The sequence below is a fragment of the Paenibacillus sp. J22P165 genome, assembly GCF_059692015.1.
This window is the reverse complement of record NZ_JCAUAP010000010.1, coordinates 86297-112990: the sequence shown is the minus strand read 5'-3', so window position 1 is coordinate 112990 and position 26694 is coordinate 86297. Positions and strand designations below refer to the sequence as shown.

25 protein-coding genes are annotated in these 26694 nt (G+C 47.9%); 15 read left to right on the top strand and 10 right to left on the bottom strand.

Annotated features, from left to right (window positions below; translation table 11 throughout):
- Positions 1 to 16: 16 nt before the first annotated feature.
- From AC58QM_RS24930 to AC58QM_RS24915, 4 genes are read right to left on the bottom strand one after another with little or no spacing between them, the layout of a single operon-like run.
- The gene (locus AC58QM_RS24930; protein ID WP_497287537.1) at positions 17 to 220 is read right to left on the bottom strand and encodes a hypothetical protein; all 204 of its coding nucleotides are present in this window, start codon (positions 218 to 220) and stop codon (positions 17 to 19) included.
- A complete protein-coding gene (locus AC58QM_RS24925; protein WP_497287536.1) occupies positions 220 to 1389 on the bottom strand; it encodes a Ger(x)C family spore germination protein in 1170 nt (389 codons plus the stop codon). Before AC58QM_RS24925 ends, AC58QM_RS24930 begins: the two co-directional genes overlap by 1 nt.
- Positions 1386 to 2822, bottom strand: coding sequence for a spore germination protein (locus tag AC58QM_RS24920; protein WP_497287535.1), 1437 nt, complete (start codon positions 2820 to 2822; stop codon positions 1386 to 1388). Before AC58QM_RS24920 ends, AC58QM_RS24925 begins: the two co-directional genes overlap by 4 nt.
- Before the next feature lie 12 nt (positions 2823 to 2834).
- Complete coding sequence (locus tag AC58QM_RS24915) at positions 2835 to 3929, bottom strand: GerAB/ArcD/ProY family transporter (protein WP_497287534.1); 1095 nt, start codon at positions 3927 to 3929, stop codon at positions 2835 to 2837.
- Between the two features lie 182 nt (positions 3930 to 4111).
- Between AC58QM_RS24915 and AC58QM_RS24910 the strand changes: the two genes are divergently transcribed.
- Positions 4112 to 4435 (top strand): hypothetical protein, encoded by a 324-nt coding sequence (locus AC58QM_RS24910; protein ID WP_497287533.1) that lies wholly within the window; start codon positions 4112 to 4114, stop codon positions 4433 to 4435.
- Positions 4436 to 4523: 88 nt separating this feature from the next.
- Here the strand turns inward: AC58QM_RS24910 and AC58QM_RS24905 are convergent, their stop codons facing one another.
- Positions 4524 to 5489, bottom strand: coding sequence for an aldolase catalytic domain-containing protein (locus tag AC58QM_RS24905; RefSeq protein WP_497287532.1), 966 nt, complete (start codon positions 5487 to 5489; stop codon positions 4524 to 4526).
- 168 nt (positions 5490 to 5657) lie between these two features.
- Between AC58QM_RS24905 and AC58QM_RS24900 the strand changes: the two genes are divergently transcribed.
- Both AC58QM_RS24900 and AC58QM_RS24895 read left to right on the top strand, forming a co-directional pair.
- A complete protein-coding gene (locus AC58QM_RS24900; RefSeq protein WP_497287531.1) occupies positions 5658 to 6503 on the top strand; it encodes an inositol monophosphatase family protein in 846 nt (281 codons plus the stop codon).
- A gap of 77 nt (positions 6504 to 6580) precedes the next feature.
- A complete protein-coding gene (locus tag AC58QM_RS24895) occupies positions 6581 to 6997 on the top strand; it encodes a BRCT domain-containing protein (RefSeq protein ID WP_497287530.1) in 417 nt (138 codons plus the stop codon).
- A 51-nt stretch (positions 6998 to 7048) separates the two neighbouring features.
- Here AC58QM_RS24895 and AC58QM_RS24890 read toward each other — a convergent pair whose 3' ends face one another.
- Entirely contained in the window at positions 7049 to 7258 is a 210-nt protein-coding gene (locus AC58QM_RS24890; protein WP_497287529.1) for a hypothetical protein, read from the bottom strand.
- Between the two features lie 308 nt (positions 7259 to 7566).
- Between AC58QM_RS24890 and AC58QM_RS24885 the strand changes: the two genes are divergently transcribed.
- The 8 genes from AC58QM_RS24885 (at position 7567) to AC58QM_RS24850 (ending at position 17855) form a co-directional block, all read left to right on the top strand.
- Positions 7567 to 8358, top strand: a complete 792-nt coding sequence (locus tag AC58QM_RS24885) for a hypothetical protein (protein ID WP_497287528.1) — start codon at positions 7567 to 7569, stop codon at positions 8356 to 8358.
- Positions 8359 to 8503: 145 nt separating this feature from the next.
- A complete protein-coding gene (locus tag AC58QM_RS24880; protein ID WP_497287527.1) occupies positions 8504 to 10231 on the top strand; it encodes a sensor histidine kinase in 1728 nt (575 codons plus the stop codon).
- A 4-nt stretch (positions 10232 to 10235) separates the two neighbouring features.
- A complete protein-coding gene (locus AC58QM_RS24875) occupies positions 10236 to 11795 on the top strand; it encodes a response regulator transcription factor (protein ID WP_497287526.1) in 1560 nt (519 codons plus the stop codon).
- A 135-nt stretch (positions 11796 to 11930) separates the two neighbouring features.
- Positions 11931 to 13100 carry an acyl-CoA dehydrogenase family protein gene (locus AC58QM_RS24870; protein ID WP_497287525.1) on the top strand — a complete coding sequence of 390 codons (1170 nt, stop codon included), beginning with the start codon at positions 11931 to 11933 and terminating at the stop codon, positions 13098 to 13100.
- Positions 13101 to 13127: 27 nt separating this feature from the next.
- Positions 13128 to 14468, top strand: coding sequence for an ABC transporter substrate-binding protein (locus AC58QM_RS24865; protein WP_497287524.1), 1341 nt, complete (start codon positions 13128 to 13130; stop codon positions 14466 to 14468).
- A 76-nt stretch (positions 14469 to 14544) separates the two neighbouring features.
- Positions 14545 to 15459: a carbohydrate ABC transporter permease gene (locus AC58QM_RS24860; protein ID WP_497287523.1), complete on the top strand. Its 915-nt coding sequence runs from the start codon at positions 14545 to 14547 to the stop codon at positions 15457 to 15459.
- Positions 15460 to 15464: 5 nt separating this feature from the next.
- Positions 15465 to 16313 (top strand): carbohydrate ABC transporter permease, encoded by an 849-nt coding sequence (locus AC58QM_RS24855; protein ID WP_497287522.1) that lies wholly within the window; start codon positions 15465 to 15467, stop codon positions 16311 to 16313.
- A 186-nt stretch (positions 16314 to 16499) separates the two neighbouring features.
- Positions 16500 to 17855 carry a dicarboxylate/amino acid:cation symporter gene (locus AC58QM_RS24850; RefSeq protein WP_497287521.1) on the top strand — a complete coding sequence of 452 codons (1356 nt, stop codon included), beginning with the start codon at positions 16500 to 16502 and terminating at the stop codon, positions 17853 to 17855.
- 73 nt (positions 17856 to 17928) lie between these two features.
- Here the strand turns inward: AC58QM_RS24850 and AC58QM_RS24845 are convergent, their stop codons facing one another.
- The 3 genes from AC58QM_RS24845 to AC58QM_RS24835 all read right to left on the bottom strand — a co-directional run bounded on the left by AC58QM_RS24845 (position 17929) and on the right by AC58QM_RS24835 (position 20830).
- Complete coding sequence (locus AC58QM_RS24845; RefSeq protein WP_310501789.1) at positions 17929 to 18087, bottom strand: hypothetical protein; 159 nt, start codon at positions 18085 to 18087, stop codon at positions 17929 to 17931.
- 364 nt (positions 18088 to 18451) lie between these two features.
- A complete protein-coding gene (locus AC58QM_RS24840) occupies positions 18452 to 19711 on the bottom strand; it encodes a BaiN/RdsA family NAD(P)/FAD-dependent oxidoreductase (protein WP_497287520.1) in 1260 nt (419 codons plus the stop codon).
- Positions 19712 to 19915: 204 nt separating this feature from the next.
- Positions 19916 to 20830 carry an FAD:protein FMN transferase gene (locus AC58QM_RS24835; protein ID WP_497287519.1) on the bottom strand — a complete coding sequence of 305 codons (915 nt, stop codon included), beginning with the start codon at positions 20828 to 20830 and terminating at the stop codon, positions 19916 to 19918.
- A 230-nt stretch (positions 20831 to 21060) separates the two neighbouring features.
- Between AC58QM_RS24835 and AC58QM_RS24830 the strand changes: the two genes are divergently transcribed.
- Positions 21061 to 21744: a response regulator transcription factor gene (locus tag AC58QM_RS24830; RefSeq protein ID WP_310501792.1), complete on the top strand. Its 684-nt coding sequence runs from the start codon at positions 21061 to 21063 to the stop codon at positions 21742 to 21744.
- Positions 21741 to 23255 (top strand): sensor histidine kinase, encoded by a 1515-nt coding sequence (locus AC58QM_RS24825; protein WP_497287518.1) that lies wholly within the window; start codon positions 21741 to 21743, stop codon positions 23253 to 23255. Before AC58QM_RS24830 ends, AC58QM_RS24825 begins: the two co-directional genes overlap by 4 nt.
- Positions 23256 to 24311: 1056 nt before the next feature.
- Here the strand turns inward: AC58QM_RS24825 and AC58QM_RS24820 are convergent.
- Positions 24312 to 24698: a DoxX family protein gene (locus AC58QM_RS24820; RefSeq protein WP_497287517.1), complete on the bottom strand. Its 387-nt coding sequence runs from the start codon at positions 24696 to 24698 to the stop codon at positions 24312 to 24314.
- A gap of 245 nt (positions 24699 to 24943) precedes the next feature.
- Between AC58QM_RS24820 and AC58QM_RS24815 the strand changes: the two genes are divergently transcribed.
- Together AC58QM_RS24815 and AC58QM_RS24810 are read left to right on the top strand one after the other, a co-directional pair.
- On the top strand, positions 24944 to 26089 hold the full coding sequence (locus tag AC58QM_RS24815; RefSeq protein WP_497287516.1) for a hypothetical protein: 1146 nt from the start codon (positions 24944 to 24946) through the stop codon (positions 26087 to 26089).
- 343 nt (positions 26090 to 26432) lie between these two features.
- On the top strand, positions 26433 to 26669 hold the full coding sequence (locus AC58QM_RS24810; protein WP_497287515.1) for a hypothetical protein: 237 nt from the start codon (positions 26433 to 26435) through the stop codon (positions 26667 to 26669).
- Positions 26670 to 26694: the final 25 nt, after the last annotated feature.

Genomic DNA, 26694 nt, shown 5'->3' with positions numbered 1-26694 from the left:
CGTGAGGAGAGACTGTTTATTCCCAACCAGGGAATAGGGGTTTCGTAGGTTCAGGAAGGCGGATTCCGCCGATAAACGCACAGCCGATTCCCCAAGCGATGATCATCCAGATCAGGAAGAGGTAGGCTTGCTTTCGACTTCCCTTTTTGGACCAATAGGACATTTGCTGGAAGGTGATTAGGATGGTGGGAATCGTAAGAGCGGTCAGTTTGAGCCACATTATTGACTAATCTCTTCCTCTCTTAAGTAATAAGGAGGTCCTTGTACACCGATTTGAGAAATATTGGCGGTAACCTTGAACTGAACATCCACTTCAGGAAAGAGGTCTGGCCACTCCTTCTCAATTTGCTTCCATAGCTTCGGATATTTGCGATACACAGATTGTCCAAGGCCCGCGCTGTCTGTCTTATAGGTCTTTTGAAGCTTGTGGAAAAGGTCCTGAAAGACTCGGTTTAATTGATCTTCGAAGGACGAATTAAGCTGTTCCATCACCGCTGGATTACTAGGATCAAGCTTGGAGCGATTATCCATAATACGGCCAGCAGCTGTAATGTCCAATATGAAATGCGGGTGCTCGTCGGTGACTTCCACGCGTTTCTTGGCTGCTAAGTTAGAAATACGAATGGACATTTCACTTTGCTGATCAGGAAGGGTAACTGTCAAGTCGCCAAAGGGCTTTCGACCTAACAAACTGGTAAGAGCGACAGCCTGCATGTCATCCACATAGCCGACCAACTTGGTTTTATTAAATAGTGCAATGCTGTTCAGCAGAATTTTACCGTCTTTGTCCTTCGAGAAAGCCGCTGCAATAGGTTCAATCCCCGTAGCCGCGGAGGCCGCATAAAACGTGCGAAGCATGGAAGGTACCTGCATTTTTCTAACAATCATCTCGCGTAACGCTTCTTCCTTCGTTGCCTCTAAGGAGTATTCCGTTTCGACTAGACTTTTGGCATCGCTATCCCGTGCAATTACGATGTAGGTGCGCAGCCGGTTCTTCGGATTTCGCGAAATTAAATCCATCACGGGAGCGATATCTTGACGAGCTAATGCTTCTCCAACCATGAAAATACGACGATGTGAAGGCAATTCATCCCTTGAAAGCTTACGCTCAAGCTTCATCGTCATCGCTTCAATATTTTCGCCGTAATCGACAACGGGCATGTATGTCTTTTGCTGCGTGCCGCCACTCGTGGTCAATTGACCAGCACCAATCGATTTGGGTATCGCAATTTGGACATAGCCGCGGTACAAGCCTGAATCTTTCATGAGATCAAAGGCTGAAAGCTGCAAGATGGCGATATCATTAATTTCCTTGCGATCCCAGCACCCCGTCAATAAGAGAAGAATCATGGTGTACGTTACGAGTAGATGTACTTTTCTTCTCATCATTCATGCCTCTTCTCATTGGACTCAGGTGGAGTTGAGACCATGTCACGATCAATTAGCCAGTGCGGAGCACGGATCATGAAATCCCGCAGGGCTTTTAATCGCAAAGGCCCGATAGGAGCTAAATAAGGTACACCTACAGAGCGAATCCCCGTTAGATAGATGGCCAGTGTAAACAAACCGAGTAGGATGCCGACGAAGCCTAGTGTGCCAGCGAGCAACAGCAGCAACAAGCGCATAATCCGAATGGAGAAGGTCATGTTATAGCGTGGAATCATGAAGGAGGCAATTCCCGTTACTGAAACGACGATGACCATGGGGGTCGATACGATACCTGCTTGGACGACCGCTTGACCGATAACGAGGGCGCCGACGATGCTGACCGTTTGTCCCATTACGCGTGGCAAGCGAAGTATCGCTTCGCGAAGCGCTTCGAACGTAATTTCCATGATAAGAGCCTCGACCATTGCAGGAAAAGGGGAGGCTTCACGGGCCCCTGCGACAGCAAGCAAGAGATTCGTTGGCAGCATTTCCGGATGGAACGTTGTAATGGCCACATAGAGAGAAGGCAATAGAAGAGCCAAAATGATGGACAGAGAGCGAATAAACCGGATGAAGGTGGCACTGGTGAACATCAAATAGTAGTCTTCACTAGACTGAAAGGCCGACCAGAATTGAAATGGAGCAATTAATACGAAAGGGGTATTATTGGTGAAAATCGATACCTTCCCTTCTAAAAGCGCGCCTGCCACCACATCTGGCCTTTCTGTGTACTCCATGGTAGGAAAAATACTGAAGGGGTTATCTCGGATCATTTCCTCGATATAATTGCTTTCCAACACCGCATCAATACGGATAGCAGATAACCGCTTTGTAATTTCATCGATAATGGTGGGATCCGCGATGCCTTCGAGATAAATGAGTCGTACTTCCGTTTGGCTAAGCAGACCGATTTGCCAAGTCTTGATTCGCATTTTGTCTGTTTTTAAACGCCGACGCAGCAAGGCGACATTCGTTTCCAAATGCTCTGTAAATCCTTCTCTTGGACCGCGAACGCCTGATTCTGTTTCAGGCTGCTCAATATTGCGGTGAGGCAGGCAAGCTAAGTTGGCTAGAAGCACCTGCTTCTCCCCCTGCTCGGCGACCATCACAAAGCCTATGAGCAGACTATCAATCAAGGTTTCGAACAGATTGGTATGTTTGATTTCAGGTGTCAGGATTTGAGAGGAAAGGGTTTCTGTTGTTGGTTGTGCTTCTGTTAAGGGTTTGGTAATCTCACGTTCAATCCGATCTGTTTCAACCAAGCATGAGATATAGGCAATGAGCGTAGAACGGATGTTCATAAATACTAAATCAGGATCATGATCTAGCTGCTGATTGATATCATCTTGCAGCTTGATAATATCGATGGCTTCATCAACCGGCATTTGTTGCATCCGATCTCCTCCTTAGGTCTCAACGATGCGCTTTCTGAAGATGTTGTTAAAGATCAATATGAGCAAGGGGACTCCGACGAATAACGGGAGTTCAATAACCCAAGGAACAACCTTCAGGCCAACAAAAATATGGCTTGCTAAATTTTTAGCGGTGTAGATGGAAATAAACCAAATGAGAATCATGATGGGAATAATCACGACCCGATGATTCTCCGTTTTCCACTGCGTGGTAATCATCGAGCAGGCCGCGTAAGCGTACAGAATGATTTTGAACAGACCGCCTGTAATGAAAGTTGTTACGACAAAAGGATCCAGATTATCGATAAAATCGGCGATTCGGATCAATTGAAAGCTGGTGAGCAGCGGATAGAAGGAGCGGTAGAACAAGTCCGGCCCCAGCGTGCTAACGGCAATGAGATCAAGCAACACAAAGACAGCACCGACCAAGAGGGAGGAGTACAGCGCAGCTTTGCGAAACTTGCCAGGATTTACAGTTAATTTCCAGAATACCGTGAAAACAATAATTTCCCCGAAGGTCGTTGTTAACCCAAGTGGGAATACCGTTACACCAATGCTTTTCCAATCTGATGCAACTGGTGTCAGCCACGAGAAGTCAATGACGTCAGAAAAGATTAACAGAATGACCTGGATGCATGTAAACAATAAAACGATGATAATACTGAGCTCAGCTAGTCGAGCAATCCGTTCAATTCCGGCATAACAAGCATAAGCAACCAAAAGGATAAGGAGCAGCATTAAGAACGGAGCTGGCGTACTGGGGAGCAGAAAAGTGCCCATCAACTCACCTAAATCCCTGAGAATGCGCCCAGCCTCGTAAATAAAAGCAAAAACATAAAGTGTAGTTAATAGGTGACCTAAATACTTGCCGAAAGTTATCTGGAGCAGGGAAACTAAGGTTTCACCTGGATTGCGTTCATAAATTCGTGTAAACATCCATACGATGCTAATTCCGAGCATGGCACTGATTAAGGCAGCTAACCAAGCGTCCTGCTTAGCACCGCCAGCGAAGCCAAATACAATCGTTGTACCTAGCTGAAATAAAAACAAAAGGCAGAATGTTTGCCATGTCGAGAGCACTTGAATCACACAGAACCCCCCTGACGTGTTAATAATCTTACTATTTTCAAATTAGGGTAAAAATATCCTTCCATGCCACTAAACACCGGATGGTCAATTGGGATAGATGAGTGAAAATGTCCATTAGCCTAGTCCACCTTCGTTGGTTCCGACATAAAATGATTTCATAGACGAATGAAGGAGTAGAACTTATGAGTATATCTCCCAAAAAGAAGGTGCGCATCAAAGCCAAACACAAGGTAGCGATTTTACTCAAAGATCATGATGCTACCGCCAAAGTCTATGTGGAGATTCTTGGGGATTTGAAGTCGCCAGAAGTCATGATGGAAGCAATAAAACGCTTAGAAGATGGCTTAATCTATACGGATGAGAAGTGTACGATGCTCATTGATAGTGATTATATCGAGGTATATCCTAGAAGGAGTCTCAGTCGTAGAGAAGGAGAGGATTTCATTTTCTTAATCGATCGAACCTCTGCAAGGAACTATGTTGTTTCCGCCAAAATTATCAAATAGTGATGGCTAATGCAAAAACACCCCCTAGCCGCGCAGTCAGGAGATAGAACTCCTGATCTGACGAGTAGGGGGTGTTGTGTTTGAATACTTATTTTTTGCTTGCAGATGGGAACGTTTCTACGGAAGTTAAGCGATCGTAGAAGTCGGTGAAGTTATTTCTTTCAGCGGAGTCAAGCAATGCCATTGCTGTACGAGGGTGCTCGTCCAGTGCACCAACGATCATGTAAGGAATGAGGTAACCCCAATCCCATTTCTCACGCATAGCGATCATGTGCTTCTCAATAAGCCCTAGAACAGGACGTACATCGTAGCGTGCTCCCTTTAGGTGGCTGAGCAACAATTCAGTAGTACAGTTACCAGCAGCGCGGCCCATACCGTACACGGAGGAATCCAAGAATGTTACACCTTTGGAAGCACCAGTTAGGGTATTAGCGAAAGCAAGCTGCATGTTGTTGTGCATATGCAAGCCAAGTTCCTTCTCAGGAAGCAAGCGTTGGAATTTTGAAACTAGGTAATCAATGTCTTTGGATTGCATGCTGCCGTAAGAATCTACTACGTAAACAACGTCAACGGGGCTTCTGTTGATTTCTTCAAAAGCTTCCGTCAGTTCATTCTCCATTACGTGGGAAAGCGCCATGATGTTCAGGGACGTCTCGTAGCCCATGTCATGGAATTTTTGTACAAGCTCAAGACCTTTATCTACGTCCTTGATGTAACAAGCCACGCGGATCAAATCAAGTAAGCTGTCTTCACGAGGCAAAATGTCTTTCTCATCTACGCGTCCGATATCAACAAGAGCGGATAGTTTTGTATCTGTCTTTTTCGTAATTACATCACGCAAGAAAGACTCATTCAGGAATCTCCATGGGCCAGAAGCGCCGCCTTTTAATAGCTTTTCTGAGTTTTTGTAACCAATTTCCATATATTCAACGCCAGCAGCGCTCAAGCCGCGATACATGTCTTGGACAAACTCCACGCTAAAATCCCAATCGTTAACTAAACCGCCGTCTCGAATCGTACAATCCAAAATCTTGTGCTGATGATGCTTTACCATACTCGCAAATACCCCTTTCGACAGCTCTTGTCGCCTTCTGATTTTGCTATATTATCACTTATGAACAGGTGGCTTGTCAATGCAAGTATAGGCCTTCAATCAACTTTTCTAGGCAGGATATGGTAAAATAAAAACGACAGAAGTGATCAAGCTAGGGGGATGTGCGGAATGAATCGGAACGAATGGACATTAGCAAGAGAAGTAGCTGTAGGTGCAGCTGTGAAAGCAGGCGAATTGGCGAAGAAACGTTACGGTGGTCAATTCCTTCTTGAGCACAAGGATGAACGCGGTGATCTAGTGACAGAGGTGGATGTGCAGGCGGATCGTCTGATCGTAGAAGAGATCTTGAACGTGTTTCCCACGCATCGCATCTATAGTGAAGAAGCGGGCGAGGGGGGAGCTGCGAGTGATTGGGTGTGGCACGTCGATCCTTTGGATGGGACGAACAATTTCGCGTTGGGCATTCCCTTATACGGCGTTTCTATTTCATTGAGCTACCAAGGTCGGATTGTGTTGGGTGTCGTTCATGATTCAGCTATGGAAATCACGTATGTGGCTGTTCAGGATGAAGGGGCATGGCAGGGTGAGCGGAAACTACTGGCCAAGCCTACTGGTGCTCTGGTGAAGTCTACCATCTCCTGGATTCAAGGACATGCCGTAACGAAGAGTGATCAGCGGGCATTAGCACTTCGACATCATCTGGAATATTCGGTCAAAAGAGTGATGCGAGTATGGGCCCCCTCTATCGTGTGGGCGATGTTAGCCAGAGGTGATCTGCATGGTGTTGTCTTATACAACTCCGAAGGGGAAGATCTCTATGCTGGCTTGTTGCTTGCGCAGGAGGCTGGTGTGACCGTGACGGATTTTGCAGGGAATTCTGTTGCATTGCTCGGAGGTTCACCAGCCATCCCTGATGAGGGTGCTGACAGCGCTATTTATTTGGTCGCTGCCGCTCCGGACTATCATGCCGAGTTGCTTCAATTGGTTCAGGAAGCACTGAGGACGACGGAATAGGTTTTCGAATAGGATAGGAACAATTGGTCAAACCTAATGGCAGACTTTCCATTTGAAGGAAGAAAGGGTGCTGTTAGATGAAAGACTTTGTTCCTATCTTTTTTGAATTCAATCAAACGCGGGATGCGTTGCTCGCGTTAGACACGTTAGAAGAGCTCGGCTATAAGCCGGAGCTGCTGGAAGGGGAGCGTGCGACGCTGCACATTCATCTCGATGAGCAGGAGATCACCTCGGCCATCGAAATTGCCCAGTCGCACGGTGGACGGCTTGTAGATCGGCCGCAGGTGCAGTCCGAACAGGCGACCTTCGCGATGGCGTATGATCTCGAGGGCTCCATCCGCATTCCGGCACACACCGTGAATGAGGATTGGTCCGAGAGCTACGCGGCATCCGCGGTGGTCACGGATCGCGATGCGCTGCCGAGTGATGATGAGGCGGCTTTCGATCCCTCGGCGGATGACTATAATCACTTTAGCGCCGGCATTCGGATTTAACCGGCGGTGGCTGAAAGAACCTGAGGAGGGGTATCCTCGGGTTCTTTTGTTTTACACGACATTAGCTGATGCGCGAGGCAGAGATGCTGAGACGTCGATAATTGCAGTCTCAGAGTCGGCGAGGAGCTGATGCGCCGCTGAGAATGCAATTCCTGCTGTCTCAAGCGTGCGAATGGAGCTGGCAGCTGATTTGCGCTGCTGAGACGTCGATAATTGCAGTCTCGGAGTCGGCGAGGAGCTGATGCGCTGCTGAGCAAGCAATTCCTGCAGTCTCAATCGTGCAAATGGAGCTGGCAGCTCATTTGCGAGTCTGAGACGTCGATAATTGCAGTCTCGGAGTCGGCGAGGAGCTGTTGCGCAGCTGAGCCAGCAATTCTTGCAGTCTCAAGTGTGCGAAACGAGCTGACAGCTGATTTGCGAGTCTGAGACGTCGATAATTGCAGTCTCAGAGGCAGCAAGTTTGCTGTTTTATCAACTTTATTTTATTCGTAAAGGAAAAGTCTGTAACCATTCGCTCCCCGCATACGTTTGGTGTAATAAGGAAGATAGTTGAAGAAGGAGTGGTTCTCATGGGAAGTAGGAGGAAGATTGTCGCCGCCGTGGTGGTGGTCAGTCTGGTCAGCGTATTGGCAGGTTGCAGTGCGAAACCGGCCAATCAGGTGGGCCCGAGCCCAACAACGCAACCAACTTCGAGCGTGACTCCGTCGCCCTCCCCTGTGCCAACGCCGACAGGGTCACCTGCGCCCACGACGGTTCCAGCAACGCCACAGCCAACTGCGACACCTACACCAGTTTCGACGCCGAAGCCTTCGCCAGCAGTAACCCCGCCAAACTTCACTACCCCGGCAGATGCCAAAAAAGTCATTGAAGCGCGTGCCCAAGAAGTGATAACCACCCTGAAAGAGAAGAATATATCGCAGCTTGCCCATCTCATTCATCCGAAAAAAGGCGTACAATTCTCGCCCTATTCTTACATTCACACCGCAACGGATATTCAAGTACAAAGCAGCAATCTTGCAACGCTGTGGGCTAACCCAAGTCTCACGCATTGGGGGACTTTTGATGGATCAGGTGATCCGATTGATCTCACTTTCCCTAATTACTGGGCTAAATTTGTGTATAATGCTAACTTTGCCGCCGCTCCTCAGATTAGCTACAACTCGATGATTGGCAAGGGAAATATGATCAACAACGTGTTCAGCGTGTATCCCGCGTCTTCCTATATAACAGTGGAATACCATTTCCCTGGCTTCGATCCACAGTATCAAGGCATGGATTGGACCAGTTTACGACTCGTTTTTGAATATTCAGGAGCACAATGGTACTTAATAGCTATCGTGCATGACCAGCATACAATGTAGAGGATAGCTCGAACGAAAGGTAAAGACGAACGGCACCAGCTAGTGCGCGTTTGTCTTTTTTTACTTCCTGCAACCTCCATTAATCCCACAGACACCGATAAGAATAGGTGGTATAATTTGGTTTGGTGAGGAGTAGTGGGATTTTATGAAAAATTGGAAAATAAAACATAAACTATTTATCTTTATTTTAGGCGGCGTACTGGCCTCGAGTGGGTTGGCATGGCTGTTTGTTCAACAGTCACATAAATTGTATGAGCAAATTATTTATCGTGAAGCAACGGACAAGTTTTATTTATTTTCAGAGAGAATGGAAGAAAAACTAAGGGAGATAGATAAACTCTCGATTTCAATTTTAGCTGATCCAGACGTGCAAGCGGATTTAAAGAAGATGAAAATGTCGCCCTCCACCTATGAAGGCTTTGATGCCGCGAACAAACTGAAACGCAAACTACTTACCTACCATCAGACTGATTTCTCTGTTTCATCCATTACAATTCTAGATTTAAGCGGTAATTTGCTTAGTACAGGCATCAATGCTGCGAGCATCAATGATCGGAATAAAGATCGCTATCGACAATTGGCGAATGAACAGGGTGGGGCAAGTGTTTGGGTTGGTGGAGAAGAGGAAGAGGAAACGTTTTATACGGTGAGAGATATTCGGGAGATTGCAGATTTGAATCTGGAGCGTCTGGGCACCTTGATGATCGGTATCCAAGCGTCGAAAGTGATGTATGCTTCAAGTGAGCGACATGGGAACTATGATTCCATGCTGATGGTAGCATCCGGCGATAAAGTGTTGTTTACAAGCAATCGGGATTTGCCTCTACCTGCCGCCCGCGTGAACGGCTCCAGTATAGTTGAAATAGACGGCAAAAACTATCTATCTGCGCAGTTTACCTTAACGTATACAGGTTGGACTTTTATTCATTTCATTCCCTATGATGCGGTATTCAGTCATGTTAAAATGATGAAAAATTGGCTGCTGGGCTTATATGTCTTTCTAGCGATTGTATTGTTGTGGCTTGGTATGCGGTTCTCGCTCAGTATGACACGTCCACTCGAAGCGTTAACGCAACGTATTAGCTTGGTGGAGAAAGGGAATTTTGCCTTAAGTGAACCCTTAAACCCAGTAAAAAGGGATGAATTTAGTATTTTAAACCGTAATTTCGATAAAATGACAGAGCGTCTTGATGCACTCATTAAAGAAAACTACGTGAAACAAATTCAACTCAAGGAAGCGGAATACGAGGCACTGAAATCGAAAGTAAATCCACATTTTTTATATAACACACTGGACTCCATTCATTGGATGGCAAAAGGCTACGGCCATACGGATATGGCGCGCATGGTTAAGGCACTCGGCGATATGCTGCGCAACGCGATTAGGCAAAAGGAATTTGTTACGCTGCGTGAGGAATTAGCCCATTTACACAACTACATAATGATTCAACAAATCCGTTTTGAAGAGCGGCTGGTTTATTGCACGGACATAGCGGAAAACACGCTCGACCTTCATCTGCCTTGGATGATTGTGCAGCCCATCGTGGAAAATTGTTTGAAGTATGGTGTTGACGCAGAAACAGGACGTTGTGAGATTAGTTTAACTGTGCAGATTCAAGAGGATCGTCTCGTGTTGACTGTACAGGACAAGGGGCCAGGCATTCACATGCAACTGGATAAAGGTGATTCGGTAACAGATCCTGCCTCTGATCGTACAGGGATAGGTCTATCTAACATTAACGAGCGTATACAAGTATGGTTTGGTGAAACATACGGGATTGAGATTGAGCGGGGACATGTACAGGGAGCAGTCATTCGTGTGGTGTTGCCGATTTTGCCGAATATGCCAAGAGAGAAGAAAAACAGGGGGTGAAACGATGAGTACCTACACCATTTTATTAGTTGATGACGAAAGAATTATTCGTGAAGCTATTGCCAGAACTGTTGACTGGGAGGGGCTTGGACTTGAGTTGATTGGGACAGCGGCAGATGGACTTCAAGCGTGGGAACAAATCGAGGCGTTGAGACCGGATATTATTTTGACGGATATTAAAATGCCACGTCTTGACGGTCTAGAGCTCATCCGTCGAACGAAGGAGCAGCAGCCGGAGGCGCGATTCGCTGTGCTGTCAGGTTACGATGAGTTCGATCTTGCTGTAGGGGCAATGAGCATGGGTGTGAAACATTATCTGCTTAAGCCGTGCGACGAGCAAGAGATTGGTAGGGCGCTGAGTGAACTCGTCCGTGAATTGGACGAGTCACGTCGCCGTGAGCAGCTGCTCGTTGCCGCTCGCAAGACGGAAGATACAAGAATGTCAGAGCGCGAGCCTCTTCTCGCGCTGTTGCTCGAAGAGCCCGCAGCGGAGGACGCCGCTGAGCGTTTGCGCCTAACGATGCAGCTGCACCGGCACATGAAGCTTCGCCTCATCTTCGTGCAGTGGGAGAAAATCACCGCTTGTCAGGAACTGCGCGTTCGTGAAATCGCCGCTGCGCAGAGCGGGCCTGGGCGGTCGCTGTTGCTAAGCGCCGTAGCTGGGAATCGCCTGCTTGCGGCAGTGGCAGATGCGGGGCTCGCTGAGGCCTTAGCGGCTGGGACACGGCTGCGCGATGAGCTTCAGAGCCGCTGTCCAGGCTTGCAGCTGACGATGGCGGTCAGCGAAGCGGGACCGCTGGAGGGGCTAGCGCATCTGTACCAAGACGTGCAGACCTATGCGGCTTTCGCCTTTTATCTTGGCGCAGGCGGCATTGCCACGCGAGAGCTTGTTGAGCCACAGCTTACAAGGAACGCTGTACCTGAGGCAGCGAGCGGGGAATTAATCGCAGCGGCACTGCGTATTGGGGATGTAGAGGGGGCGCGCTACGAATTGGCAGCTTTCTTTCAGGCGCTTGCTGCGGCCCGTTACGAACGTCACGCGTCGCTGAGCTTGTGTCTGCAACTGTTGACCACATTGTTCAAGGAAGTCCCTGTGGAGGAGTTGCAGGGTAAGATGGCCAAACTGCTGAGTCTGCCAACACTGGGTGATATTGAAACCTACGTTGCTTCCGAAATGGAACAATGGATAGAACGCTTCGGCGAGACTCAGAGCAATCGGGGATCAGCCATTGTGCTTCGCATGAAGAGGTTGATTGCCTTTCACTTAGCGAACGAGGATTTGTCACTGCAATGGTTGTCACAGCAGCATATTTTCATGAACGCGGAGTATTTGGGGCGGTTGTTCCGCAAGGAGACAGGCGAGAAATTTTCACAGTATTTGACACGCCAGCGGATTGAGAAATCGAAGTCATTGATTGCGACGGAGACAGAAAGCAAAATGTATGAAATCGCCGCGCGTTCTGGCTTTGGTGGTGACCAGCAGTATTTCGGCAATGTTTTCAAAAAGTATACTGGCTATTCGCCGCTTGAATATAGAAAAAGCTTAAAAGAGAGGAATCACTAGTACGCGTTGATTTCTCTCGGATTTTCACAAAAAAAGTATCGGTTTTTTCTATGTAGGTTTGATGAGATCAGGTATATACTCGATTTAATTCCTAGTATTCACATATGTTTTTATGTAAAAGAGAGGGGGAAGGAGATGACGAAGGACGGATGGATTCGGAATCGTCGGGAAGAAGAGATTGCGGACCGATCGGATCGATTGGCTGCGCGTTTCGCTGAGCGGTCCGCTCGGCATGACGCAGAGGGCAGCTTCCCCTTTGCCAATTTCGCGGATTTACGCGATGCAGGTTATTTGCGGCTGACACTGCCTCGGATTTATGGCGGGGAAGAGGCGACGCTTTACGAGCTTGTGCTTGCACAGGAGCGACTTGCGCGCGGCGATGGATCAACGGCACTTGCGGTAGGCTGGCATGTTGGCCAATTACTGCAGCTGCGCAAAACGCATGCTTGGCCAGAGGCATTGTTTGAATGGTTGTGTAGTGAAACAGCTCACAATGGGACGCTGATTAATCACTTAGCGTCGGAGCGGGCAACAGGGAGTCCAAGCCGTGGCGGAAGGCCGGAAACGAAGGCAGTTGCCACGGATAAGGGGTGGCTGCTGAGCGGGCGTAAGACGTATAGCACACTAAGTCCTATTCTCACGTGCTTTACGGTTTCGGCGGCGATCGAGGGGACAGAGGAAGTCGGTGAGTTTTTCGTTCAAACCGGGCAGGGAGTTCATGTGGAAGAAACATGGAATACCCTTGGCATGCGTGCGACAGGGAGTCATGACGTCGTGCTGGAGAATGTATTCGTGCCAGATGAGAAATTAGTAAACCGCTCAGGAACACCACGCAAGGGTAGATTGCCTGATGATGGGGGATGGCTGCTGCATATTCCCGCTTGTTACATCGGGATAGCCCATGCTGCCAGGGATTTTGCCATCCGCTTCGCGCTGAATCATCGGCCGAATAGCTTGACTGGACCGATTGCCGATCTGCCGAATATCAAGCGTCAAATCGGTGAAATGGAAGTGTCGCTGATGACGGCGCGTACTCTTCTGTATGCTATTGCAGACCGTTGGGATCGAGAGCCGGAGCAGCGCGCGTCCCTTAAGCCAGAGCTTGGACTGGCGAAGTATGTGGCCACCAACCATGCGATCTCCATTGTTGATGCAGCGATGCGTATTGTCGGTGCAGCGAGTTTATCCCGTGCGCTGCCACTGGAACGCATGTACCGCGACGTGCGGGCAGGTCTGCACAATCCGCCGATGGACGACTCTGTGGTGAATGGGCTAGCGCAACGGGCATTGAATGACTGTACATAATTTTCTAAAAGGATGGGGATTCCGACGATGAAACGAAAAATAACAGGTTTAACATTCGCTTTAACTGCTGTAGTAGCATTAGCAGGCTGCTCTAATGGCAGCACTAGTGCTCCTGCTGCGACAACTGCTGCCACAACGTCCGCTACGACTGGGGCTACGCAGGCACCAGTTTCTAAAGATCCAGTAACATTGCGTATGACTTATTGGGCAGGATCGCAGCTGACAGTAGACCGGAATAATGCCGTCGTTCAGTTGTTTCAGAAGGCTTATCCGAATATTAAAGTTGAGGCCGAATATTATGCAGGCGATGCTTATTGGGACAAAATGAGCGTGCTCGCCGCATCGAATAATTTGCCAGATGTGATCCGGATGGATTACTCGAAAATTACGAATTTCGTTAACAAAAATTTATTGTTGCCGCTTGATGACTATTTGAAAGATAAAACAATCAATCTGGAAGGTGTCAACCCAATTCATAACGCTGGCGGCCGTTTCAACGACAAGCAATATGGGATCAACATCGGCAATAATGCACTGGTTATGTTCTATAACCCAGAGCTGCTTGAGAAAGCTGGCGTCAAACCGCCTGCGGACAATTATACGTGGGAGCAATACGAGAAGGATTTACGTACGTTCAAAGATAAACTCGGTATTCTCGGAGATACGCACCTGACCCAGTCACACTTTAGCGTCTGGCTTCGCCAGCATAATAAGTCGCTTTTCAGCAAGGGGCAAGATGCACTTGGCTATGAGGATGATCAACTCTTTGTTGATTTCTTTAAACAGCAGCTTCGTTGGCAAAAGGATGGGCTCATAACACCGCTCGGCACAGAGCTTGAGGTGAAGAGCTTGGAGGACGGTCCGTTTACGAAGGGACAGACCGCATTTGGCGGTTTTGGATATTGGAGCAATCACGTCGATATCATGGAAAAACAATTGAAGAAGAATGTAGGGTTAGCACCGTATCCGGGCGATGGCAAAGGCATGTACATTAAACCGTCCTTCTTCCATTCCATTTCCAAATCGTCGAAGCACCCGAAAGAAGCCGCACTCTTCATTGATTTCTACACGAATAACATTGAAGCAGCCAAGTCACTTAATGCTTATTTTGGCATGCCGTATAACCCTAAGGTCATTCAAGGCATCCAAGATACGTTCACGGAAACACAGAAGCGCGTCGTCACTTATTTAACGAATGTGGAGAAAACTGCCTCAGCGATTGATGCTCCGGAACCTGCGGCTGGTGCGGAAGTGAACAAAGTATACAAAAATATTAGCGATGAAATTTTGTTTGAGAAAACCACGCCGGAAGAAGGCGCTAAGCGATTCCGTAAAGAAGCGAATGCGATTCTTGCCAAAGGGAAGTAGCAGATGAGGTGGGGCAGGGGGAGGTTAAACTTACTCCCTGTTCCTCCGCTCTGTAAGAAGAAGGGGGAAAGTTAGTATGGTGCAACCTGCGCGAGGAAGGAAGCTGCGGGATTATAACAATGCAGCGGGTTACGCGTTCATTTCGCCTTGGCTGATTGGATTCATCCTGTTTTCCGTCGCACCGATGATCGTATCGCTTGCGCTCGCATTTACCCAATACGATATTTTATCACCACCGGAATGGGTCGGGCTTCGTAATTTCAAGGAGATGTTCACGGAAGATCCGCGGTATTGGAAGTCGGTGACAGCGACGCTTCTGTTCGTGTTTATTGCAGTTCCACTGCGGCTGCTGTTCGCTCTCGCTGTGGCGCTGCTGTTAAATACGAACTTGAAGTTTCCTGCGTTGTTTCGTTCGGCCTTTTATTTGCCAACCCTGATTGGTGGAAGTGTCGCTGTTGCGGTGATGTGGCGTCAACTGTTTGGGGCACAAGGCGCAGTGAATTCGCTGCTAACAGCAGTAACCGGTCATGCGTTTCAAACCTCATGGATCACGCATCCCTCAACAGCGATAATCTCGCTTGTTTTGCTTGCTGTATGGCAATTCGGTTCGGCCATGCTCATCTTTCTAGCGGGGCTCAAACAGGTGCCGAAGGAGCTTTATGAGGCGGTAACCGTGGATGGGGCAGGAACGTGGCAACGATTCCGCTGGATTACGCTCCCCCTATTAACGCCCGTTATTTTTTTTAATCTAGTCATGGGGATTATTAACGGCTTCAAAGTATTTACAGAGGGGATGCTCGTTACCGGCGGCGGACCATTTGATAAAACGTTATTTTACGCCTTATATGTGTATGAGAAATCATTCCGTTATTACGAAATGGGCTATGGGTCAGCCATGTCTTGGGTGCTGCTTACGGTGATCGCCTGTTTCACTGCCGCGCTGTTCGCTACATCCCGTAATTGGGTTCACTATGAAACGAGAGGGGAATAGGCCGTATGCTGCTCAAACAACGACAACGCTTGTACACAATTCTTAGGCATGCTTTCACTTCCATCTTTGCTCTGTTCATGATGTATCCCATGCTCTGGATGCTGTCCAGCTCTCTGAAAGATACCAGCGAGATCTTCATTCATGCTCATCAATTGATCCCATCCCCATTCAAATTTGCGAATTATACGAACGGGTTTAAAGGATTCGCAGGGATTTCATTTGTCGTTTTTTTCAAAAATTCCATCATCATCACATTCTTCTCGGTCATCGGAGCTGTCATTTCATCCCTATTGACCGCCTATGGTTTTGCTCGAATTCGGTTTCGCGGAGCTGCTATCTGGTTCGCTTGCATGATGACGACCATGATGCTGCCGCACGAGGTGCTGACGATTCCGCAGTACATTCTGTTTCAGAAGCTCGGATGGATCAATACGTTCAAACCATTAATCATTCCTTCCTTTTTCGGCGGAGCTTTCTTTATTTTCCTGCTCATTCAATTTATGCGGGGAATTCCGAAGGAATTAGATGAGTCGGGCAAAATCGATGGGTGCGGCGTATTTGGAATTTTGATACGTATTCTCCTGCCGCTACTGATATCTCCCATCATTACGGTGTCGATCTTCAAATTTTACTGGACTTGGGACGATTTCTTCAGCCCCTTGCTATACCTCAATTCACCCAAGCTTGCCACGGTGGCACTTGCACTGAAAAACTTTTCAGATCCCACTATGCAAACCGATTGGGGTGCTTTATTCGCGATGTCAGTTCTGTCGCTTATCCCTATATTGCTCGTATTCGCCTTCTTTCAGAAGTATATGGTTGAAGGGATCAGCACGACGGGGCTGAAAGGATAAGCTAGGGCTAATTACTTGTAAATTTTTATGAAAAAGATCTAAAGCCGAATCGACCTTCGTATAAATAGGAGGATTGTTCGGTTTTTTATGTTATCTGGAAATTATAACCATTGACAGCCTATGTGAGTTGTCATATATTTATCACAATTAAACCAAGTGAACCAATAGGGATTGGAGATGTTGACCATGCAAAACAACCTAGTAAGCGCATTTCAAACAAACTGGGTCAGTTTAGTCGTTTCATTAGTAGTGATTGGATTTATCTATTTTTTGGGTAGAAAGAAAGTCAGTTTCGGTAACCGAGTATTCATCGGTTTAGGTCTTGGTATCATCGCGGGGGTCATTTTTAATCAGGCAGGTCTGCAATTTAAAAGTGTTAGCACGATCGGAACGATTTACGTCAACCTGATCAAAATGCTTGTTATGCCATTGGTATTTATTCTTGTTATTAATAGTATTTCGTCGTTGTCGAACATGGCTCAACTTCGTAAACTAGGTTTCAAAACGATTGGTTGGTTCCTACTTACAACCGGTATCGCAGCATTAATCGGTCTGCTAGTCGCATTGGCGATTGATCCAGGTAATGGCATCGCACAAGCGGTTCCGAAGGATTTTAAAGCCAAAGAAATCCCTACATTCTCTCAAGTTATCTTGGATTTGGTACCTTCCAATCCAATTAGCGATATGGCGAGTGGTAAAGTTGTACCGGTTCTCATCTTCGCAATTTTCTTAGCTGTAGCAATTGTGTCTGTAGGTTCCAAAAAACCTGAGGCTGTAGCATCCGTGAAGGCGTTCATTTCTTCAGCTGCTGCGGTTATGCACCAAGTTGTTAAGTATGTTATTCGTTTGACACCTTATGGGGTGTACGCGTTGATCGCGGCGATGGCTGCTAAATATGGTTGGGAAACGTTGGAGCCATTAGCTAAAATTATTTTGACTTCCTACGTGGCATTAATTATTCACTTCGTATTAGTATTCGGTGGACTTGTGCTTCTTGTGGCGAAAGTTAACCCAATTAAATTCTTTAAAAAGGCATATCCGACTATCGCAGTTGCATTTACAACACGTAGTAGTTATGCAACACTTCCAGTGAACTTGGAAGTTATTACGAAACGTCTTCGCGTATCACCGCGAATTGCTAGCTTCGTGGCACCACTTGGGGCAACGATGAACTTCAACGGCTGTGGTGGTGTTTGGCCGGCGGTAGTAGCGATTTTCGTAGCAAAAGTTTATAATCTTCCACTAGGTATTTCTGAGTACTTATTGTTGATCTTAGTAGCTGTTATCTCTTCCATTGGGGTAGCTGGTGTACCAGGTCCTGCATCCATCTCAACAACGGTTGTATTGACTGCACTTGGCTTGCCGCTTGAAGGTATGGGTCTAGTTCTAGGCGTTGAAGCCTTGATCGACATGGGTCGTACAGCTGTTAATGCAACTGGAACAACCGTTACAGCTTTGCTTGTAGCTGAGTCCGAAGGTGAATTCGACCGCGCTGCGTTCGATCGTGACGAGGAAGAAGAATTGGAATTGGCAACTGCTTAATAGATTGACATGCAAAAAGACGAACAGCACCTTTGGTGTGTGTTCGTCTTTTTGGTTTGTGCCGATGTATGTGCTAAAACAAAGGGAAAACGTAACGGACAAGGAAAAATAGCAGTCCGAAAGTGATAATGATGTACGCTGCATATCTAATAAAAGTTGATGCAACAAGTCCCTTGTCATATTTCTGCTCAATTCGCTTTTGTTCAATGTCCACGCTTTTCATCGGTTCCATCGTTTTCAGCTCCCTTTACTGGTATAGGGGTTGACCTCTATACCAGATAGTACCCGTTCGGGTGGAAGTTGAATCACCGGACACTTCCACATTCTAGCTTCCCGAGGGGGCACAGTAGTTTTAGATGGAAAACCTACAGTTAAACTAGCTGATTTTACTCGATAGCTCCATTTAAATGGAAAAATTCCAGCTAATTTCACCTCATTCGTCGATTTCAACGAAGATGTGCAAAATTAGCTGGAGAAAATCCAGTTATTCAAATGAAATGGCGTTTCTTGCGCAAAATAGCTGTAGTTTTTCCAGTTAATGAAGTTCAAGAGCGTCGGGAGTGGAGCTACTATGTAATAGTAGGCATCACCTAGTCTTAGTCCTGCAACGCCGCATGCGTCCCCGCCATATATCCCGTCGAGAAGGCCGCCGTAATGTTATACCCACCCGTGTATCCATGGATATCGAGGATCTCTCCACAGAAGTACAGACCTTGAACCAGCTTGGATTGCATCGTGCTCGGATCTACTTCTTTGAGCGTGATACCGCCGCCTGTGACGAAAGCTTCCTCCAAAGATAGCGTCCCTTTGACGATAATAGGGAAGGCCTTCATGAGCTTACATAGCTCCAGCCACTTCATCTTCGGAATGTTGTCATACGTCAGCTGCTCGTCCAGCTCAACCTTCGTGAGCAGCAGTGGGATGAGCCGCTCAGATAGCAGGGACTTGAGCACGTTTTTGATCGCTTTCTTGGCATCGCTTCTTACAAGCGCCATGCTCTCGTTGTACACCTCGTCAGCGCTAAGATCAGGGAACAAATCCACCGTGACGAGCACTTCTTTACGCTCAGATTTGTTCAGTTCCTTCACGACGAACTGGCTGCAGCGCAGCGCAATCGGCCCGGACAGGCCGAAGTGGGTGAACAGCATATCGCCGCGATGCGCGATAATCGGCTTGCCCTTCGCGTTCAGCACGCTGAGCGTCACGTCGCGCAAGGACAGTCCTTGCAGCTCGCGGCTGCGGATGAAGGCCTCCTTCGAGGTTAACGGAACCTCGGTCGGAAACAGCGGCGTGATCGTATGGCCGCCCGCCTCAGCCCACGCATAACCGTCTCCCGTGGAGCCGGTGTGCGGCACCGAGCATCCGCCGGAGGCGACGATCACAGCGCGGCTATTCAGCGTCTCTCCGCCTTGCAGCTGAACGCCGCTTACGCGGTCGTCCGCGTATAACACCTTTTTGACCGGACTGTTGGTCCGGATCTCCACACCCTGGCGCCGCACTTGGCCGATTAACGCGTCTACAACGGTTTTGGCCTTGTCGCTGATGGGAAACATCCGACCATTGTCCTCTTCTTTGAGGTGGATGCCGAGATTTTCAAAGAAAGCGATAATATCCTTATTCCCAAAATGGGTGAATGCACTATAAAGGAACCGCCCGTTGCCGGGGATATGCTTGATCAATTCATCCATGTCTTTGTTGTTCGTCACATTACATCTGCCGCCGCCAGAAATGCCTAGCTTACGTCCCAGCTTATCGCCTTTATCGACGAGCAGCACTTTTGCGCCGTCTCTGCTCGCGGCAATACCAGCCATGAGGCCAGCAGAACCGCCGCCAATTACGATTACATCATATGTCATTCCCTAGAGCCCCTGCCTCGCGTATTTTCTATATCATAGCATGGTAAGAGCTAGATATCCAAAAGATACACACAGCACGTGGATAACTTGTTGATAAAACAGCCGTTTTTGTGGGTAAGTTGCACATCGTCTGTGGACAAAGTATGGTGGAATGTGGATAACATCCACTTTTTTCTAATTTCATCCACAGACGGTCGTCATCGGTCATGCACCATCAACAGGCAAATTGCTGTCGCTGAAATGAAAATGATCCACCTGCAGGTCCAGCCAACGGTGCCCGAGGGAGGCTTCTCTTCCATAGTAGTGAAGCTCCTCTTGTGTAGAAAGCACGATAGCTTCACAGGCTGTACTGCGTTTTGCGAGTAGGGAAAGCCCAGCCTCCAGTCCGAGTGAGCATAATAGTCGCGCCCATACGTGGCATTCCACGAGATCTTGACCAACCACGGAGCATTGCAGCACATCGCTGCCGCCAGCAACATGCGCTTTCTCAAGCGGGCTGTACGTAGAGAGCCCACCATCCACCATGACAACCGCCCCTAGTTTGGTATCGGTGTGCCATGGATTTTGAATGCCAATCCGCCATGGCTTCTGCCGTGGGCTGGATTGTCCCCATACCGTGACATCACTGTCGGCAAGCATGAGCCCTTGCGGGAACGAAAAAGTTTTCTTCAAATAATCTCTCAAACGTTTCAGTGACCAGCTTTTCTCGATTCCTTGCAAATGAATATGCGTATGCTTGGGCAATGTCACGGATTTGGTTAACGGATTAACCTTCCAACCCTGCGCGGCAGGCACGGGTATAACCTGTGGCGTTTCTTCCTCTTTATATAGAAGAGGTGCGTAATTGCCATCGGTGATGGCTTGATACATTTCAGCTAGAAAAAGCACCTCTAGCATGGTATTGGAAACAAGGCAGGTTTCTCCGGCCAATGTATTTAAAAGGTTAATTTCACTGTCAGCGAGCCCCGGGCTAAAACGCCTTTCCTCACGCCCAAACCATTCACGCCCGATTTCTTGAATGCGCAGCTGCTGCCGCTCTTCACAGGGGAGTAAGAGCTCAATGGCGGAGTCCAACGTTTGAAAATGAAAAGGGAGGAAGGTGTTTGTTGTCATTGTCATCAGGAATTCCTCTTTTCTGTCGTATCCTGTATTCTATGACATCAGTATAAAAGGCGTAACTGAGATTCAAATGATCGTTAGCTGAAAAAGCGCTGAAGATTTGGCAACTCGCCATTATTTTTTGCAACTTTCAGCTAGCATTCAGCCGCCGCTCAGATTGCTTTTAGGCAGGATATGGGATACTGATTGTAGAAGTCGTGTACGAATGATATCCGGGGGAGACGATACACATGCGTCAGTTAAAAGGAATTAAAATTTTACTCGTCGACGACGAGCCACATATCTTAGAATTTCTAGAACTAGGGCTTACGAATGAAGGCTTTGAAGTCATGACAGCACAGGATGGCATTAGTGCAATCACAGCTTGTAATAAATTTCAGCCGCACATTGCGATTTTGGATGTTATGATGCCGGGGATGGATGGTTTTGAGGTCTGCCGCATGATCAAAAAGACGGACAACATCGCAGTTATTATGCTGACTGCCAAAGATGAAATCGATGATCGGGTGAAAGGGCTCACGCTCGGAGCCGATGATTACATGATCAAACCGTTTAGCTTTGAGGAGCTTCTGGCGCGGATCTATGCGCGGATTCGGAACCATTTTCCAAACCTATTCGGGGAAGTTGTTATTGGGCCTCTTCGCATGGATGATCGCCGCAAAGAGATTAGTATGCATGATCGGATCTTAGAGCTGTCGCCAACGGAATATGAGTTGCTGAAATTTATGGCAATTAACCATGGCCTCGTGCTAAGTAAGACGATGATTTTGGATAAAGTGTGGGGGTATGATTTTGGCGGTGAAGAAAATATTGTAGAAGTGTACATACGCTCCCTGCGCGAAAAGCTTGGAGATAAGGAGCATAAGCTGATTCGCACGATTCGCGGAGCGGGCTATCGGATGGATTTGGCATGAAGGCGCGCGGTTGGTTAGCCAAAGTTTTGGAGACGCGGTCCTTAAAGTTCCAAATTTTATCTCGTACGCTATTGGTTATGTCTGCACTCTTGCTGCTAATTGGTGTGTTTCAATATGTGTTCATGCAGCAGTTTATGTATCAAAATAAAGCAGAAACGATTCGCAATCAGCTAGCGGCGCTCCCGCCTAACGTCTGGCTTCGGGCAGAGCAAGGGATAGATAAGGGAACGAGTCCGTTCCTCCCTAAGCAGGATTTTATGCGAAACAATCGGCAAGATGGTTTTGGTGAAGGACCGCGGATTTTTGTGCCGGATTTAACGATTGCACTCATTGATGACAAAGGGACATATAAACTTATTTCTTCTCAGGATGAGCAGTCGACTTTGGAGCTAGCCAAGGAAGAATATTTGGAAATCCTGCAAAAGAGAACGAAGAAGCTGGATCATCTGATCATGAAAGACAGCAAGGGGAATGAACAGTTAGTCGTCTTCCATCAAATTGGAGGGGGAGAACCGGATCGTCCCCGCGGCTATCAAGCGCTCATTCAAGCGAGTACAAGCACAGGTCCTATAAAAGATGTTCTACTAAGGCAGCTGCTCAATTTCTTGTTATTATCCTTGCTTGCGATGGTGATTGGGTTGCTGGGCTTCTTGCCAGTATTGCGGCGGACGCTTGTACCACTTTCCAATTTGGTGGACACGGTGAAGCGTATTGATTCAGGTAACTTGAATGAACGCTTCCCTGATCATCAAGGGCAGGCGGAGATGGATCGTTTGGCGACTTCCTTCAACAGTATGTTAGAGCGGTTGGAATTTTCATTTGAGGCGGAAAAGGAAGCGAAGGAGCAGATGCGCCGTTTTGCCGCGGATGCTTCGCATGAGCTTCGTACGCCGCTGACGTCCATCCATGGCTTCTTGGAGGTATTGCTTCGCGGAGCTTATCAACAGCCCGAACCGCTGCTGAAAGCGTTGAAAAGTATGCATGGCGAATCGGTGCGCATTAATAAATTAGTCGAGGACCTGCTGCTGCTGGCGCGGTTGGATCGAACGCCTTCCTTCCAGAAGTCGGAGGTAGCCATGGACGACGTGCTGCATGAGATGGAGCATCAGCTGCGTCTGCTCGCAGGGGAGCGAACGGTTACGTTCCGCTTGGAGCCGGAGACACAATGTCAGTGTGATCCGGACAAAATCAAGCAAGTGATCCTCAACTTGTTTCACAATGCTGTTCAGCATACACATCCTGAAAACGGAGAAGTACGGCTGTCCCTGACGCGAACGGACATGGGCGTTGAAATCGCTGTTCACGATAATGGACCTGGGATTGCGCCAGAGCATATTGCGCATTTGTTTGATCGGTTTTACCGCATCGATTCCTCGCGTGCACGGCGCAGCGGAGGAGCGGGCTTGGGCCTATCCATAACTCGCGCCATCGTGGAGCTGCATGGCGGAATGATTGGTGTGGAGAGTGCAGTCGGCGAGGGAAGTACGTTTATCGTACGACTGCCGCGATAACTGCGATTGGAAGGAAGTCGAGGGAGAAAGCTGGCGTGGATTCGTCAGCTTTTTTGCTGTGTCTGGGTTGGTGTGGCGATAGGAGAGGGAAGGCTGGGGGGAGGGGAGTAGAGGGGAGTCGCAGGAATAATAACTGGATTTTCTCCAGTTATTTTGTGGGGAAATCCTGATTTCGGTCAAATAGATGGATTTCATGCAGCTAATTGTAGCCGAAACAGCTGATTTGGCTGAATGCAGCAGAAATAGCTGTAGGATATCCAGTTAAACTTGGATTGCAGGTCTTTTTCTGGAAATTAACTGGAGTTTTTACAATTAATCGTTGCTCGGGGGAGGCTGAAGTAGTCCGCGTCCCCACCAACATTGCATGCAATGAGCACAGAGTGTTTGCCAATGCACTCAATTATCGCCACAGCACAAACTAGCTACCTAACCCCGTCGCATCCACCAAGCCAGCTTGCCAACGTACCAAATTATCGCCACCGTACAAACTAGCTACCTAACCCCGTCGCATCCACCAAGCCAGCTTGCCAACGCACTCAATTATCGCCACAGCACAAACTAGCTACCTAACCCCGTCGCATCCACCAAGCCAGCTTGCCAACGCACCAAATTATCGCCACAGCACAAACTAGCTACCAACCCCGTCGCATCCACCAAGCCAGCTTGCCAACGCACTCAATTATCGCCACCGCACAAACTAGCTACCTAACCCCGTCGCATTCACCAAGCCAGCTTGCCAACGCACCAAATTATCGCCACAGCACAAACTAGCTACCTAACCCCGTCGCATCCACCAAGCCAGCTTGCCAACGCACTCAATTATCGCCACAGCACAAACTAGCTACCTAAACCCCGTCGCATCCACCAAGCCAGCTTGCCAACGCACCCAACTATCTCTACCAGAGAAACTAGCTACCGAACTTCCTCCACCTCCATCAAGCCAGCGTGTACCACCCTCTCCACCTCCAGCCTCCTATGGTAGGCATTCGAACGGTTTACGGTCCGAAGTACACAAAAAGGCCAACCGACAAAAGGTTGGCTTTTTTGCTTCAACAGCTAAGAGATGAGCTTGCGACTACGCGGGCGGAGTGCCCATGATGCCATGACGAGAGCTAGAAACACCAATGGTTGTGCAGCGAGTGTGAGGCTGTCGCCATTCAAAATATGCGAAGCGGCGGCGCCGGACAGTTCAAAGAAAAAGCCAGCGTATGCCCATTCTTTTAGCCGCGGAAAGCGAGGGATGAGGATTGCGATGACGGCCATCAGCTTCCAGAAGCCCAGAATGGTTAATACGTATTCGGGATAACCGAGATCGGCTAGTGTGGCAATTTGCTGCTCACCATGCGTGAGGAAGAAAAATCCGCCAATGACGAAGCTTGCAGGTCCTAGAATAGTTGTCACCCAGTAAGCGATCAGTTTGTTACGTTCTTTACGATAAGACATGATCATCGTCCCCTTTATTCGAAATCGTGCTCATTATTCCTTATTCTACCACGAAAACACGAAAAACGAACACCAGTACGTAAAAATTTCGAGCGTTATTTTCCATGCCATTTTCAGCCAATCCTCAGAAAGCTCTCAACCAACCTTCAGTTTATACTCAGATGGGTTTCAGGTAAGGGGTCTATACTAGGTTTTGTAAGGGAAACACAATCACACAAATCTAAAGTTGAGGTGGAATAACAATTATGAAAAAAATCAGCAAAAAAATTCTCGCAGGTTCACTAGTCGCATCTTTTGTCATCGGAGTTGGCTTCGTAGGAGCCCTACATAATGAAGCGTTCGCAGATACAGTAGTCGGCAATTCCACAAGTACGGCAGCTTCTAAAGCAGGTCATGGCGGCAAAGGCTTTGGCGATAAAGGTAGAGGTCAAATGGGAGATCGCGGTGGGTTCCGTGGCGGCAATGTCATCAAAGAAACAGCAACGATTCTAGGCGTTGAAGAGAGTGCTGTGCAAGAAGCACTTAAGGCTGATAAAACGTTAGCAGCTTTCGCCGTTGAAAAAGGACTAACAAAGGAAGATTACTTGTCCAAGCTCGTAGCAGCAGAAACAGCAAACATTACAGCTGAAGTAACGGCTGGCAAGCTGACACAAGAGAAGGCCGATGAGATCATTAAAGGCTTGAGCGACCAATTAACGAAACAAATTGATAGCACGGGCTTCAAAGGCGGCGACAAAGGTCGGGGTCAGATGGGAGATCGCGGTGGGTTCCGTGGCGGCAATGTCATCAAAGAAACAGCAACGATTCTAGGCGTTGAAGAGAGTGCTGTGCAAGAAGCACTTAAGGCTGATAAAACGTTAGCAGCTTTCGCCGTTGAAAAAGGACTAACGAAGGAAGATTACTTGTCCAAGCTCATAGCAGCAGAAACAGCAAACATTACAGCTGAAGTAACGGCTGGCAAGCTGACACAAGAGAAGGCGGATGAGATCATTAAGGGCTTGAGCGACCAGTTAACGAAGCAAATTGATAGCACGGGCTTCAAAGGTGGTTTCCCAGGTGGTAAAGGTGGCCCAGCAGGTCCAGGAGGTCCAGGCGGCTTCGGTGTCGGACATTTCGGCAATCCAGAGGTCATCACGACCATTCTGGGTATTACACAAGATGAGCTGAGAACAGAACTGGAATCCGGCAAATCCCTTGTAGATATCGCAACAGCGAAGGGAATCAGTGAAGATGATTTGATCAGCAAAATCAAGGACGGCATGACAGACTCCATCAAGAAGGCTGTAGAGGAAAAAGGGACAGCTCCTAAACGCCCTGAAGGTGGCCAAGGTCGTCCAGATCGCAATGCCTCCAAACAATCAACAACACCTGCCCCGACAGCAACAAACTAAGGGGATGTAATAGGAAGCTGCTCACGATGTGAGCGGCTTTTTGTGCTTGAGGTAGAAGTGTAGGAGGAGATTGGGTGGGAGGGGGCTCTTCGAGTAGCTATGTAGGAGATTCGCCAAATAACAACTGGAAAACATACAGTTAATTTCGAATGAATTCTCATTTTCATACTACTAGCTGTAAAAAGTACAGCTAATTCAGAGCTATTAGGTCAAAATCGTCCGAAAGTAAGGAAATAGATGTAGATTTTCCATTTAATCTCCAAAATCGATGGGAAACCAGAAAATTAGATGGAGTTTTTCCAGTTATCGGGCCGTCGGGCGACGGACGGGGGGAGTATTGGCGTTGCAGTCGCGAACGGAGGCAGCCTCGGCTGTATCAGTATCAGTATCAGTCGTAGTAGCACCAGCAACTGCAGAGGTCGAGTTTCAGCATCAGCAGTCGCGAACAGAAGCACTTGTTGACGAGTGCCAGACAGCAATGCAACTCGTCCCCATTTTCAGCAAACGTTCAGCTTCCGTTCAACTTACTTTCAGCCTACGCTCAGACAGGTTTCAGTCGCCCCTAGTAGACTACATCTAGTGAAGATTGTACGACCTAGGCAACG

What these genes read in the sequence shown, in the direction of transcription:
- AC58QM_RS24930 (WP_497287537.1), bottom strand. Translation starts at nt 220, where the DNA reads ATGTGGCTCAAACTGACCGCTCTTACGATTCCCACCATCCTAATCACC.
- AC58QM_RS24925 (WP_497287536.1), bottom strand. Translation starts at nt 1,389, where the DNA reads ATGATGAGAAGAAAAGTACATCTACTCGTAACGTACACCATGATTCTT.
- AC58QM_RS24920 (WP_497287535.1), bottom strand. Translation starts at nt 2,822, where the DNA reads ATGCAACAAATGCCGGTTGATGAAGCCATCGATATTATCAAGCTGCAA.
- AC58QM_RS24910 (WP_497287533.1), top strand. Translation starts at nt 4,112, where the DNA reads ATGAGTATATCTCCCAAAAAGAAGGTGCGCATCAAAGCCAAACACAAG.
- AC58QM_RS24905 (WP_497287532.1), bottom strand. Translation starts at nt 5,489, where the DNA reads ATGGTAAAGCATCATCAGCACAAGATTTTGGATTGTACGATTCGAGAC.
- AC58QM_RS24900 (WP_497287531.1), top strand. Translation starts at nt 5,658, where the DNA reads ATGAATCGGAACGAATGGACATTAGCAAGAGAAGTAGCTGTAGGTGCA.
- AC58QM_RS24895 (WP_497287530.1), top strand. Translation starts at nt 6,581, where the DNA reads ATGAAAGACTTTGTTCCTATCTTTTTTGAATTCAATCAAACGCGGGAT.
- AC58QM_RS24885 (WP_497287528.1), top strand. Translation starts at nt 7,567, where the DNA reads ATGGGAAGTAGGAGGAAGATTGTCGCCGCCGTGGTGGTGGTCAGTCTG.
- AC58QM_RS24880 (WP_497287527.1), top strand. Translation starts at nt 8,504, where the DNA reads ATGAAAAATTGGAAAATAAAACATAAACTATTTATCTTTATTTTAGGC.
- AC58QM_RS24875 (WP_497287526.1), top strand. Translation starts at nt 10,236, where the DNA reads ATGAGTACCTACACCATTTTATTAGTTGATGACGAAAGAATTATTCGT.
- AC58QM_RS24870 (WP_497287525.1), top strand. Translation starts at nt 11,931, where the DNA reads ATGACGAAGGACGGATGGATTCGGAATCGTCGGGAAGAAGAGATTGCG.
- AC58QM_RS24865 (WP_497287524.1), top strand. Translation starts at nt 13,128, where the DNA reads ATGAAACGAAAAATAACAGGTTTAACATTCGCTTTAACTGCTGTAGTA.
- AC58QM_RS24860 (WP_497287523.1), top strand. Translation starts at nt 14,545, where the DNA reads ATGGTGCAACCTGCGCGAGGAAGGAAGCTGCGGGATTATAACAATGCA.
- AC58QM_RS24855 (WP_497287522.1), top strand. Translation starts at nt 15,465, where the DNA reads ATGCTGCTCAAACAACGACAACGCTTGTACACAATTCTTAGGCATGCT.
- AC58QM_RS24850 (WP_497287521.1), top strand. Translation starts at nt 16,500, where the DNA reads ATGCAAAACAACCTAGTAAGCGCATTTCAAACAAACTGGGTCAGTTTA.
- AC58QM_RS24845 (WP_310501789.1), bottom strand. Translation starts at nt 18,087, where the DNA reads ATGGAACCGATGAAAAGCGTGGACATTGAACAAAAGCGAATTGAGCAG.
- AC58QM_RS24840 (WP_497287520.1), bottom strand. Translation starts at nt 19,711, where the DNA reads ATGACATATGATGTAATCGTAATTGGCGGCGGTTCTGCTGGCCTCATG.
- AC58QM_RS24835 (WP_497287519.1), bottom strand. Translation starts at nt 20,830, where the DNA reads ATGACAATGACAACAAACACCTTCCTCCCTTTTCATTTTCAAACGTTG.
- AC58QM_RS24830 (WP_310501792.1), top strand. Translation starts at nt 21,061, where the DNA reads ATGCGTCAGTTAAAAGGAATTAAAATTTTACTCGTCGACGACGAGCCA.
- AC58QM_RS24825 (WP_497287518.1), top strand. Translation starts at nt 21,741, where the DNA reads ATGAAGGCGCGCGGTTGGTTAGCCAAAGTTTTGGAGACGCGGTCCTTA.
- AC58QM_RS24820 (WP_497287517.1), bottom strand. Translation starts at nt 24,698, where the DNA reads ATGTCTTATCGTAAAGAACGTAACAAACTGATCGCTTACTGGGTGACA.
- AC58QM_RS24815 (WP_497287516.1), top strand. Translation starts at nt 24,944, where the DNA reads ATGAAAAAAATCAGCAAAAAAATTCTCGCAGGTTCACTAGTCGCATCT.